Origin of the sequence: Treponema rectale (assembly GCF_014202035.1) — a bacterium.
In the GTDB taxonomy this organism is placed as follows: domain Bacteria; phylum Spirochaetota; class Spirochaetia; order Treponematales; family Treponemataceae; genus Treponema_D; species Treponema_D rectale.
In genome coordinates this window covers 61,121-73,584 of the sequence record NZ_JACHFR010000001.1, presented here as the reverse complement: position 1 = coordinate 73,584, position 12,464 = coordinate 61,121, and the positions used below count along the sequence as shown (strand labels likewise).

At 39.7% G+C, this 12,464-nt stretch carries 10 protein-coding genes; all 10 read right to left on the bottom strand.

Annotated features, from left to right (window positions below; translation table 11 throughout):
* Nucleotides 1-375, bottom strand: a complete 375-nt coding sequence (locus tag HNP77_RS00270; RefSeq protein WP_184651159.1) for a metal-dependent transcriptional regulator — start codon at nucleotides 373-375, stop codon at nucleotides 1-3.
* A 75-nt stretch (nucleotides 376-450) separates the two neighbouring features.
* Complete coding sequence (gene ilvB / locus HNP77_RS00265; protein ID WP_184651158.1) at nucleotides 451-2,184, bottom strand: biosynthetic-type acetolactate synthase large subunit; 1,734 nt, start codon at nucleotides 2,182-2,184, stop codon at nucleotides 451-453.
* Nucleotides 2,185-2,325: 141 nt separating this feature from the next.
* Nucleotides 2,326-3,336, bottom strand: a complete 1,011-nt coding sequence (locus tag HNP77_RS00260) for a GGDEF domain-containing protein (RefSeq protein WP_184651157.1) — start codon at nucleotides 3,334-3,336, stop codon at nucleotides 2,326-2,328.
* Between the two features lie 2 nt (nucleotides 3,337-3,338).
* Entirely contained in the window at nucleotides 3,339-4,265 is a 927-nt protein-coding gene (locus tag HNP77_RS00255) for a hypothetical protein (RefSeq protein ID WP_184651156.1), read from the bottom strand.
* Nucleotides 4,266-4,351: 86 nt separating this feature from the next.
* Nucleotides 4,352-5,221, bottom strand: coding sequence for a YitT family protein (locus tag HNP77_RS00250; RefSeq protein ID WP_184651155.1), 870 nt, complete (start codon nucleotides 5,219-5,221; stop codon nucleotides 4,352-4,354).
* A 537-nt stretch (nucleotides 5,222-5,758) separates the two neighbouring features.
* Complete coding sequence (gene ilvD / locus HNP77_RS00245; RefSeq protein WP_184651154.1) at nucleotides 5,759-7,450, bottom strand: dihydroxy-acid dehydratase; 1,692 nt, start codon at nucleotides 7,448-7,450, stop codon at nucleotides 5,759-5,761.
* A 119-nt stretch (nucleotides 7,451-7,569) separates the two neighbouring features.
* Nucleotides 7,570-8,799, bottom strand: coding sequence for a hypothetical protein (locus HNP77_RS00240; RefSeq protein WP_184651153.1), 1,230 nt, complete (start codon nucleotides 8,797-8,799; stop codon nucleotides 7,570-7,572).
* Nucleotides 8,800-8,813: 14 nt separating this feature from the next.
* Nucleotides 8,814-10,919 carry a hypothetical protein gene (locus tag HNP77_RS00235; RefSeq protein WP_184651152.1) on the bottom strand — a complete coding sequence of 702 codons (2,106 nt, stop codon included), beginning with the start codon at nucleotides 10,917-10,919 and terminating at the stop codon, nucleotides 8,814-8,816.
* Nucleotides 10,920-11,139: 220 nt separating this feature from the next.
* Nucleotides 11,140-12,093: a hypothetical protein gene (locus tag HNP77_RS00230; RefSeq protein ID WP_184651151.1), complete on the bottom strand. Its 954-nt coding sequence runs from the start codon at nucleotides 12,091-12,093 to the stop codon at nucleotides 11,140-11,142.
* Entirely contained in the window at nucleotides 12,015-12,320 is a 306-nt protein-coding gene (locus HNP77_RS00225) for a hypothetical protein (protein ID WP_184651150.1), read from the bottom strand. Before HNP77_RS00225 ends, HNP77_RS00230 begins: the two co-directional genes overlap by 79 nt.
* Between the last annotated feature and the right edge of the window lie 144 nt (nucleotides 12,321-12,464).

Here is a 12,464-nt window from a genome sequence, read left to right as displayed (position 1 = left end):
CTATGCGTTCTTTTCCATCCAGGTCTGAATGCCTTTCTTTACATCATCATCAATGTCATGCTCAATCTTGCAGGCATTTTCTTCTGCCTGTTCCTCGCTGACACCGGTAATCTTAACCAGAAACTTTGTGAGAAGAACATGACGTTCATAAACCTCAACAGCCTTTTTCTTACCTTTTTCAGTAAGTTCAAGAGCTCCTATTTCATTTACCGTAACATAGCCGTTATCTTCAAGAATACCCATTGCACGACTTACGCTCGGTTTAGAAACATTAAGCTTTTTTGCAACATCTACTGAACGGGCAATACCAAATTCTTTATGGAGACGAAGGATTGCTTCGAGGTAATCTTCGCCTGATTCATGAATTTCTGCCATACATCCTCCTTATAAAGCCTGCAACTACAAATGATAAAAAGTACGGGGGAGTACTTTTTATCATGCTTTCTTTTTTCAGCTCATTACGTCCTTGCTTAAAGACATAATCATATCATAAATAGGTTTTCCACCAGGAACCATCGGAAGAACCATTTCATCAATATCAACTGTTACATCAATAACAGCCGGTTCCTCACTCTTAAATGCCTGAGTAAATACCTTTTCAAATTCAGCAGCATTTGAAGCCTTATAGCCTTTAATACCATAAGCTTCTGCAAGCTTGCACCAGTCAGGACCAAAATCCAGGGTAGTCTGGCTGAATCTCTTTCCGTAGAAAAGCCTCTGCCACATGCGAACATTTCCAAGGGCACCGTTATTTACAACAACAATTACAACAGGAAGATTGTAATGCTGAATAGTTGCAAGTTCATTACAGTTCATACGGAACGAACCGTCTCCTGCAATATGAACGACGCGGGCCTTCGGATTACCGATCTGAATACCCATTGCAGCACCTGTTCCGAAGCCCATTGTTCCGAGACCGCCGGAAGTAACAAAAGTACGTGGTTTCTTAAACGGATAGAACTGTGCCGTCCACATCTGATGCTGTCCGACTTCAGTGGTAATAAATGTATCATCCCCTGCAACCTTATTTATACATTCACAGATGAACTTAGGGTTTACAGAGTTTTCAGGCTGACGGTTATAAGTTGAAGGAACCTCACTCTTCCATGTCTGAATGCGTTCCATCCAGTCCGGTCTCTTTGTTTCTTTAATGAGAGGAATGAGCCGGTTAAGGATTTCTTTAATGTCTCCTACAAGAGAACCGTCTGTAGGAATATTCTTGTTGATTTCTGCAGGATCAATATCAATATGGAATACCTTTGCATTAAGTCCGAATTTTGAAGGATCCCCGATTACACGGTCAGAGAAACGTGAACCTAAAGCAATAATAAGGTCACTTTCCGTAATAGCCATATTGCTTGCTTTTGTACCGTGCATACCTACCATCCATGTACACAAAGGATGATCTGACGGGAATGCAGCACGAGCCATAAGGCTTTCACTTACAGGAATTTCTGCCTTTTCTGCAAAAGCAAGAAGTTCTTTTTCTGCACCGCTTATTACGACACCGCCGCCTGCATAAATTACAGGTCTCTGGCTTGCATTAATAAGTTCGGCAGCGGCCTTGATTTCTTCATCAGTCGGAACTGATACAGAGAAAACCCTCTTAAGGTTAGCATGAGAAGCTGTAAGGGCCTTTTCCATTCCCTCAGACTTAGAAACAGGCTCAAATTCAACCTCTGCAGCCGTAATTTCTTTAGGAATATCAATAAGAACAGGACCCGGTCTTCCGCTGGAAGCAATTGCAAATGCCTCACGGATAGTAGATGCAAGTTCATTTACATTCTTTACCATGAAGTTATGTTTAGTTATTGGAAGAGTAACACCGGTAATGTCGATTTCCTGGAATGTGTCTTTTCCAAGAAGCGGAGTTGCAACATTACATGTAATTGCTACGATTGGAGAAGAATCCATATATGCAGTTGCAATACCTGTTACAAGATTTGTTGCACCAGGACCAGATGTTGCCATACATACACCGACTTTTCCTGTTGAGCGGGCATAACCGTCAGCAGCATGAGCAGCAGCCTGTTCATGTGCAGTCAGAATATGTCTGATTCTATCTGAATTTTTATAAAGTGCATCATAAATATTAAGAATGTTTCCTCCAGGGTAACCGAATACAGTGTCAACACCCTGCTCAATCAAACACTCAATAACAACCTGTGATCCTGAAATTTTCATTAGTTCCTCGATAAAAAAATATATTTGCGGGCATTATAAAACTAAAAACTTTTTACAAATGCCGGTTTTTATAGGAGATTTCCCATGGTGCTATAATAATGAATTTAACTCAGCGTTTCAACGATGTATCTAAAAATAGAATCACGTAGCAACAACCTGGTTTTTACCATGCCGCTTACCGTAATAGAGAAGATTGTCTGCATTCCGTACGGCTTCCTCAAAATTAAGACTATTACCGTCGCAAACCCCTGCCGTAAGGGTAACATATATTTTTGCACCGTCTTCATTTATTGCGGAAGAACTGATTATCCTGCATATTTCATTTATTTTATCCTGAGCCTGAGGCACCGTATAATCCGGAAACAGGAGAATGAATTCTTCTCCACCCCATCTTACAGCCAGCTGACCTTCCTCCAAATGATTTACAAAAGCATCACTGACGGTTTTAAGAACAACGTCACCAAGATGATGGCCGTACATATCGTTAATATGCTTGAAATCATCTATATCAAGCATTCCGATGGCAAAATTAATATTATGGGATGCAATGTATTCCTCAACATACCGCCTGTTGTATAATCCGGTAAGAAGATCGTGATTTACGTTGTAATCAAGACGCTCTCTGGTCTTTCTCATGTCCCTCATAAAAAAATATGAAGTAATGAATATCGCCAGCGAAATAAAACACATGTTCAGGATTGAAAAAGTAAAACTGTAATTCTGAAGCTTCCTGTAAATTTCAGGATAGAATGTAAACCGAAACCACCATAAAGTAACGATAAAAACAGAAGAAAAGAGTCCGACAATATGGAACAGCCAGTAAAACCTTCTGTAAGACGGAACAAGATAAAAAATAAGGGACAGAGTTCCCACTACAAAAAACAGAAATCCAAATTCTCCGCCTGTAAAAAGTGAACAGGAAACTGAATAAATGTTTATTTCAAAATAGGCTATTATTATCGATCCTTCTGTTATAGGACGCTTAAAAAAAGAAAGCCACAGATACACTGACACGCTGAGCAGATTTATTCCGCAGGGAATCCAGCACTGAAAGAAAGCAAAGACGATTACGTAAAAGACATGTACTGCAAGACATAAAAGCATGAAGAGTTTATTTTTTTCTTTTGTAGCCCAGTCTACCAGTCTGCTCATTTTTACTCTTCTCCATAGAACTGAAGCAGATCATTCAGGGAGCGGACAACTTCGTTTTCATCATAATATGAATCAGGTTCAGCTTCCCCGGCATACTCCTGATTGTCAGAATAATAATCTGAATAATTTCCAAACACAGTCTCTAAATCTGAGTCGCGGAATGTTCTTCCGGAAGCATAAACTTCTGAAGAATAAAGATTTTTTTCTACATCTGTATAGTCATAGTCTGAATCAAAGGCTTCGTAATCCCACGTATTACGCTTAGCATATCCCTTAGACCGGATGTAATCAGAAAGTTTTTTTGATTCACCGTAAACCCCTGCAATAACAGCATCAGGCGAAACATTTTCAAAGGCACCGCTCTTCAAAACTCCCTCTCCCCACATAAAGACAATACGGAGATTAGGACAGTTGCGGCATACATTCTCAGGAACGTCTTCCCGTATAAAATTTCCGAAATAAGCCCAGTAAATATTCTCGTGCCCCGCAAAGCAGTTTTCCGGCAGAGGAAGGGTTGCATATGTCGAAGCATTTACTGCATAGCTGGAATCACCTATATCAATGCAGACATATTTATCTTTAGAATTTTCTATATGCTTTTTCAATTCATAAAAACTGCGGGGAGACTGAAGTCCTGAAAAGAAAATATACTCAATCGGACCTGTAAGCGTGTTGGCCGTATTAGTTTCAAAATACTCATGAAGAGCCTGAATCATGGCAGGAGTTACATCTGAAGGAATAAAATCATCTGCAAGGACAAGTTCATAAGTTTTTTCGTCACTGAGACCACGAACCGTCTGTTCCAGTTCTGAGAGGTGAATATTAAGTACTGAAATCTCTTCATCAGCCAAAGCCGTGGACTGAACTCCATGCAGACTTTGAGCCATGAACGCTATGGATAAAGCAATTACAGTCGTTATCCTTTTCATACAGTTTTAATTATATCAAAAATCTCCACAGCTGTCTTGAAAAATCACAGTAATTGTCTAAAAAAAACACATGTTTTCTAAAATTTTTAATCAGGCATAGTCCTGAAAAACCGGCCCACTATTTCTTTAGACTTTATTACGTTTATGAAGGCATTCTGATCCTTTATGCGGATTGCCCTTTCGAGACTGCCGCTTTCCGAAGATGATACTACGCAATACAAAAGATAGTGTTTATTTCCGCTGAACTGTCCCTTGCCTTCAAAAACCGTTGCAGTATGATTTGTAAGGAACAGGATAACCTCAAAGATTTCATCCGGTTTGTCCGTAATTATAAGAAGCGTTGTTTTGGAATACTTTTTATACAGCAGGTTTATGGTAACTGTAGAAACATACTGAAAAATTATTGAATACAGGGCTTTATCCCATCCCATTAAAAAACCGGCCGTAAGGAGAATAAGGGAATTAAAGGCCAGAATCCAGTTCCAGGCAGACTTTCCGGTACGTTCACTTACATAAATGGCTATAAAATCCGTTCCCCCGGAAGAGCTTTCTGCAAAAAGACACAGGCATATAGAAACTGCACAGAGCATTCCTCCGAACACGGAACACAAAAGTATGTCCTGAGTTACATGCAGTGCCTCTACTCCCCGCAGAATATCCGTAAAGAAACCGGAAACAACAATCATGATTACACTGAATATCGTAAATTTCTTTCCGATGAATTTAAATCCTACGACAACCGGTACTGCATTGAAGGCATATACCAGGACGGAAAAAGGAATGTTAATGTTAAAATATTTTTGAAATACAACCTGAATCAGTACTGCAAGTCCGGAAAAACCGCCCGGAAAAAGATTTGCACTGTATACAAAAACGTTAAAATCAACGGCAAGAACAAGTCCGCCTATAATAACGAGAAAAAGCCGTTTCAAGTCATTTAATATAGAATTTTTCATTACGCTCTATATTATGAACTTTAACGGCTTTTTTTCAATAAGTATGGTTAACGGGGCTGTCCAATAAATATGAGTCATTGCCGTGCTCGACAGCTTGTCATTGCCGTGCTCGACAGCCTGTCATTGCCGCACTTGATGCGGCAATCTCTTGTAATTGTAATCAAATAGATTTTCGGGTCGGAGCCCGAAAATGACATTTTAAGTATGAGTCATTGCCGTGCTCGACAGCCTGTCATTGCCGCACTTGATGCGACAATCTCTTGTAATTGTAATCAAATAGATTTTCGGGTCGGAGCCCGAAAATGACATTTTAAGTATGAGTCATTGCCGCACTCGACAGCCTGTCATTGCCGCACTTGATGCGGCAATCTCTTGTAATTGTAATTAAATAGATTTTCGGGTCGGAGCCCGAAAATGACATTTTGGTCATCCCCGCGGTTTTGTTACGTAAGCCTTACTGTAATATTGCACCTGAACCATGCTTCGCATGGTTGTCGAGTTTCGCTCTGCGAAACTCGCGGTTTTGTTACGTAAGCCTTACTGTAAAATTGCTCCTTTGTCGGCACTGCTTACAAGTTTAGCGTATCTTGCCAGGTAGCCTTCTTTTACTTTTGGTTCCGGAGCTTTCCATGCGGCACGGCGTTTTGCAAGTTCTTCATCACTTACATCAAGGTGAATCTTGTAATTATTTATATCAAGCGTAATTTTATCACCTTCTTCCACCAGTGCAATAGGACCTCCGACAGCTGCCTCCGGTGAACAGTGGCCTAAAGAAGCTCCGCGGGTTGCACCTGAGAAACGTCCGTCTGTAATAAGGGCAACCTGCTTATCAAGCCCCTGTCCTGCAAGAGCAGCAGTAACTGCAAGCATTTCACGCATTCCAGGACCGCCTTTAGGACCTTCATAACGGATAACTACAACATCCCCCGGCTTAATCTGTGCTTTCTGTACAGCTTCCATAGCCTCACTTTCGTCATTAAATACACGGGCTGGACCTGTATGAAGCATAAGCTCTTTTGCACAGGCAGAACGCTTTACTACAGTTCCATTTGGAGCAAGGTTTCCAAAGAGCACGGCAATGCCGCCGTTGTCGCTGAACGGATTTTCTATAGGACGCAGTATTTCAGGATTGCGGTTTACGACACCCTTTATGTTTTCTGCAATTGTTTTACCGGTTGCAGTTATCAAATCTGTGTGGATAAGATTTTTCTTTGCAAGTTCTGCAAGAACAGCCTGTACACCGCCTGCATCATCCAGTTCACACATAAAAGTATGTCCGGCTGGAGCAAGATGGCAGAGATTAGGAGTACGGTTAGAAATCTCATTAACCTCATGAAGATCAAGTTCAAGTCCTGCTTCATGCATGATTGCAGGAACATGAAGCATAGTATTTGAAGAACAGCCCAGAGCCATGTCTGCAGCAAGGGCATTCTCAAAATTTTCTTTTGTCATCATGCAGCGGGCTGTAATTCCACGGCGGTACATTTCCATTACCTGCATACCGGCATGTTTTGCAAGAGCAATACGTTCACCTGTAACTGCAGGAATCGTTCCGTTTCCAGGAAGACCGAGACCAAGAACTTCCGTAAGACAGTTCATGGAGTTTGCAGTAAACATTCCCGAACATGCACCGCAACCCGGGCAGGCACGATGTTCCATTTCCTTAAGCTGAGCTTCCGTTACCTTACCTACAGCAAGACCACCGACAGCTTCAAACATATCTGTAAGGGAAAGATTTTTTCCTGAATATGGATTAGAAGGATCATTACCAGGCAGATGACCAGGCATCATAGGACCGCCGGAAACAAATACTGTAGGAAGATTAAGGCGGGCTGCAGCCATAAGCATACCAGGAACAATCTTGTCACAGTTAGGAATCATAACAAGAGCATCAAACTGATGAGCCTTGGCAACACATTCAACAGAGTCTGCTATAAGTTCACGGGTTACCAGGGAATATTTCATTCCCTCGTGTCCCATGGCAATACCGTCACACACACCTATTGCAGGAAACTCTATAGGAGTTCCCCCTGCCATGCGTACACCGGCCTTTACAGCTTCTGCTATGCGGTCAAGTTCAATATGTCCAGGAATAAGTTCATTTTTTGCACAGATTATACCAACCATAGGCTGTGCAAGTTCCTCATCAGTGTATCCTGATGCGTAATAAAGAGAGCGGTGCGGAGCACGGGCGGTTCCGCAGCAAGCGTTATCTGATTTTTTTGCCATAATTCACCTCGAAATATAAATCAATTACAATTTTCAAGGTGAATTATACCTTTGCATTTACATTGCGTAAAGTGAAACTATTTTTACATCATATTGCATAAAACGCAATACACCTGCTGTCAGAATGAATATTTAACACTTCCGTCTTCAAGAGCAGTAGTTGTAAGTTCCCTTCCGGTACCCCCGCTTACAACCGTTATATCTCCGGCATTTTCCAGAATGAACACAGGACCGGTATATTCATATCCATCATTACTTTCCGTTTTTACAGTAATAACCCTTCCTTTTACTGTAATAATCAGATTAACACTCATTCCGCCTGTAAATCCTGAGTTTCCGCCCATACACTGGGTAACGGTAAAAGCTGATTCTTCAGAAATCAGAGTTCCGTCTATAATTGCGCTTTCTTCATAATTACCAGAGTCGTATTCAGGCATATAAAACTCTGCATAACCGCAGGTACCGTAATACTTAATGCAGTCTGACAGACAGGCCCGGTATTCACTAGAAATACCGCTATATTCGCTTGAATTATCAACATAACGCTTAAGTTCCGCCGTTTTTACAATCAGTTCTTCATTAAGCACTGTCGTCATTCCTTTTACAATTTCTACACAGGAATCATTTTTAAAAAAGAAATCATAGACTCTGGTATCATTTTCACTCAGACAATACATCGAACAATAATACAGGCCGGCAGGAAGACTTATACTGGAAGAAGAAGTAAAAACTTGAGTTTCCGTACTATAAACAAGTTGCTCTTCAGCAGCAACTTCAAGAGTTTCAAGATTCTTTACCTGCAGCAAAAACTTATAATTCTCAGCTTCCGTACCCAGTCTGTCTTCACGATTAAAAGGTATGGTTAAAGAAAGATATCCATTTCCTGACAGGTCAAGAGAAGTACTTACAGGCGAAACACTTACAGAAAACGAATCTGTCTCCCCTGCGCCTATACTAAAAACCGTATGTCCCTGAAAAAAGTAATAACCAGAATCAGAAACATATTCTCCACTTTTAACATAAACTAAGTAGGAACCGGCTTCAAGAGCACAGGTAACAGAAGTTGAGACGGATTCAATGTAAACTCTTTTATCACAGTCTGCACTTTCTACAGACTTCAGAATTTCTGCTGCAGTTTTTCCCTGCATGTTGTAAAACCAGAGGCTGTAAGAAACTCCGTCTTCAGCATAAGGTCGTACACATCTGGCCCCGTTGCCAACTGATACTTCTACAGTTCCATAACTGCCTTCAATGTTACTTTCGTCTTTTACGGAAAAACCGCAGGAAACAAAAATACTTACACAGGCAACACTAAATATGTTTAATAAAAAAGCTCTGAATCTTTTCATCATGGTCCTCCGGATTAATGACTAAAACTGAAAACAGAAGAAACTGTTGTCTTTTGCGACGTAGATTTCTTTGTGATTACACATACGACTTCATTATTAGATTCTACAAGATAAGGTGTACTTGCATAGTTAATTAAAAAACTTATATCCGATGAAACACGGTTTCCGTTTATAAACCACTCATAAGAATAATCAGTTTCACTATATTCAAGCCATTCATCACCAGACTGATAAACTGCATGCAAAGAATAGTACTTATCATTACCTGTCATTGACGCATCTTCCAGATTCTTATATTCATCTTCATCTTCATCGATATATCTGATATAAAGAGTATTAAATCCGCCGCCAATATCCACGTTGCCGGTAACCGTACCGTTATTCAAAGTAATGGCATCTGAAGATACTACAAGCTTGTCAGCATCATCCTTATAGCCGCTTCTGTATTTAGCAAGCAGAGCTTCTGCAGAGCCGTCCGGATTGAAATACTCCAGCACAACATTCAGATAATAATCTCCATTAGGAAGACGGGAAAGATTATAGCTGGTAACATCAAATTCATTTGCAATGGTATTACTTATCGCACCTAAAGTTAAATTAGAATCAGAAGTGTTTATTTCAATACTAGAGTCGCTTACTCCCTCAATTGCAGGAATAGTCCATACATATGTAATAGTATAAGCGGGATATTCAGTTTCCGAACTATCTACCGTAGCATAATTCGGAACAGACTCAAGTTCCCGAAGTTCAGACAGAAAATTAGGAGCAGAAGAAACATAAAGAATATTACTATCAGCATCCGGATAAATATATACAGATGCAACCTGAGGCCAGGTCCAGCATACATCAACATCACAGGAAGCATAGCAGGAAGAATTAAGGACAAAGTTAAGTGTCTGCTCTCCAAGAACTTTATGGAATGCAGTTGAAACCCTTTCAGAAGCAACTGTATAATCACCACAGGTTCCAGTATCTTTGTTGTAAACTTTTACAAAACTTTCAGACGTTCCGTCGGTATACTTCTGAGTAATCTTAAACTCAGCCATGGAATTAGCAAGCAGATTTACATTAAGCTTTCCGTTTTCATCCAGAGAACTACATTCTACCGTTACGCCCGCAAACTCCTTTATAGAAAAACCTTTTATTTCTCCTTCAGTCCAGGCGGAATTTCCTGACAAAGAAATATACGATGCCCCCAGTCCAGAATAATAAGAACCTACATCAGAAACCGTTTTACTTCCGCTGGAAACAGAATTTCCAGAGATAGAGCCCATTGTAGTTTTACCTAAAATATAAAATGAATATGAAAAATCTGAATTAACTAAAGACGGAGTTAAGGAGGATGAATAAGACATTTCAGTTATTTCATCCGGAGCTGCAGTAAACTTAGCCCTGAAATCTTCAAGACATGCACGGTATTCTTTTTCATTAAACTTTGCACAGGTAGGACTTTCACAGAAAAAAGTTACAGCATAAAAAGATTCATCCGGATCAGAATAATCTGCACCTGTAAAATCTGCATATTCAGAAGAAACATAAAGCGTTCCCTCGGTTTTTACTTCATAAGTGGTTCCAGACCCATAATAACGTGTCATCTCATAACCGTCTCCCTGGGGATATACAGTTAAGTCAGGTTTAAAATCAGATACAAGTTTAAGATTAAAAACGTTTTTTCCAGGCTTTACATAATACAGGGATTCTTCATCAGATTCTGTTTTAGTACGGTAACAGGTAAATTCCTGAGCAACATCTGCACCCGGCTTTTTATATGTAAGCATTAAACTAGAAGAAACGAAATATCTTTTTCCTTCAGAAAGCCCTTCTACAGGAAGATTAATATTTTTCTTTGCCTGAATATCAGAAAGAGTTATTTCTTTTTGAACAATAACAGGTTCTCCTCCCTCGTCAGCTTTCATATTGTCATAATCAAAAACAAAAAGTTCAATTCTGAAGGACACATCAGTACAGTCACTGAACCATTCATTTGTATCAATTACATTTTTTAAAACACCGGCATTAAAACTTACAACAAAACTACTTTCTTCCTCAGATACCGGATTAGAACAGGAAGTAAAAAAAGTAAGCACAAGTCCAAGCATTATAAAACAAAATTTTCTCATGAATTCCTCCTAAAGTTCATGCAATAAATACTTACCTATACATATTCTATCTGACAATTTAATTATTCTTCAATATTATAACGGCTAAATATAACTTTTAAAGATTATTTTTTATTATTTAGAGGAAAAAAAAGAAAAAAAAATCCCCGGCCTGGTATTACAAACCGTAAATACCACCGGGGGTCTAACTTTATATGACTTAAAAAATTAAATCACAAAATTAGAATGTATGTTTCCAGTATACAGGGAAGTAGAAGCCAAGATAATCAACTTCTGCAGTACCAATACCTGTATCTACCTTAAGTCCGCTTGTAAAACCAACATCAACTGCTACACCAAGAGTATCATGTTCTGTAAATGCAAAATCAAGAGCTGCTTCAGCTGCATAAATTGAACCAATATCAGTGTCGCTGTTAAGGTCTGTTCCGATTTTTCCTGTAAGAGAAAGATCAAGCTGATCGTTGATTCCGATTCCTACAGTAACTGCTCCGTAAAGGTCAAACAATGAATCTTCTGAGTTTGTATTTCCTGCAGCTTCAAATGTAAGTGCAACAGGAAGAACATCTGTTACTTCTACAGCAACGTTCCAGAGGTTTTCTCCATAAACTGAACCGTATCCATCCAATGCCCATACAGGATCTTCAACACCAACTGCATCCCATGCATGTGCAAAACCAGCGCGGAGGTTTACGCCTTCAACCTGTCCGAAAAGACCTGCTGAATAGATGTAAAATCCGAGAAGTCTTTCGTCACTGTCTGCAACATCACGTACTGATGCACCGATTTCTGCAAGACCGAAGTCATAGATTGCACCGATACCGACATTGATTTTTTCTTCTGTTGTTTCAAGTCCTTCTTTTGTTTTTCCGTCAACAAGAACCCAGTTTGTAGTTTCTTCTGTAAATGGAAGAGTTACACCAAAGCGGAGGCCGGCAACCTGTTCAGGGCGGAATATTACAGAAAATCCTGAAGAACCGATGTTTCCGGCAGCAACATTGTCATCGTAAATCGGGAAGTATGATCCTTCTGCAAAAATATCTGAGTGATATGTAAGAGAAAGGAAAGAAAGAGGGCGTACTTCTACGTACCAGTCCTTTACAAGACCATTCCATTTAAGACCGTAGTCATCTTCACTTCCATCCTGGTGTCCGATAGAAACATCAGCCTTAACCATTGCATCAACCTTATCAGTAAGGATTTCTGCATAGATGCGGTTTGTAAAACACCCTGGAAAACTTTAGACTCGTCTTCCTCTTCTAAACTGCCAATCTTGTAAGTTGATTTTTCTACAAGTGTCATGTCAGAAAACAACTTGTTGTAGGCGTTAAATGTTACTTCTGCAAAAGCTGAAGAACTAAAAGCAAGAACTGCTGCTGCAGCCGCAATTGTAAACTTTTTCATCAATTATCTCCTTAGCAATGTAAGTTTTGCAAACTTCTAGTTTTACAAACTTCTAGTTTTACAAACTTCTAGTTTTGCTGACTTACATCACTAATTCAATAATTAAGTAAAAAGTTAATTTAAGTCAACTTAAATGAGACTTAT

What these genes read in the sequence shown, in the direction of transcription:
- HNP77_RS00235 (WP_184651152.1), bottom strand. Translation starts at nt 10,919, where the DNA reads ATGAGAAAATTTTGTTTTATAATGCTTGGACTTGTGCTTACTTTTTTT.
- HNP77_RS00260 (WP_184651157.1), bottom strand. Translation starts at nt 3,336, where the DNA reads ATGAGCAGACTGGTAGACTGGGCTACAAAAGAAAAAAATAAACTCTTC.
- HNP77_RS00255 (WP_184651156.1), bottom strand. Translation starts at nt 4,265, where the DNA reads ATGAAAAGGATAACGACTGTAATTGCTTTATCCATAGCGTTCATGGCT.
- HNP77_RS00225 (WP_184651150.1), bottom strand. Translation starts at nt 12,320, where the DNA reads ATGAAAAAGTTTACAATTGCGGCTGCAGCAGCAGTTCTTGCTTTTAGT.
- HNP77_RS00240 (WP_184651153.1), bottom strand. Translation starts at nt 8,799, where the DNA reads ATGAAAAGATTCAGAGCTTTTTTATTAAACATATTTAGTGTTGCCTGT.
- ilvD (WP_184651154.1), bottom strand. Translation starts at nt 7,450, where the DNA reads ATGGCAAAAAAATCAGATAACGCTTGCTGCGGAACCGCCCGTGCTCCG.
- ilvB (WP_184651158.1), bottom strand. Translation starts at nt 2,184, where the DNA reads ATGAAAATTTCAGGATCACAGGTTGTTATTGAGTGTTTGATTGAGCAG.
- HNP77_RS00250 (WP_184651155.1), bottom strand. Translation starts at nt 5,221, where the DNA reads ATGAAAAATTCTATATTAAATGACTTGAAACGGCTTTTTCTCGTTATT.
- HNP77_RS00230 (WP_184651151.1), bottom strand. Translation starts at nt 12,093, where the DNA reads ATGGTTAAGGCTGATGTTTCTATCGGACACCAGGATGGAAGTGAAGAT.
- HNP77_RS00270 (WP_184651159.1), bottom strand. Translation starts at nt 375, where the DNA reads ATGGCAGAAATTCATGAATCAGGCGAAGATTACCTCGAAGCAATCCTT.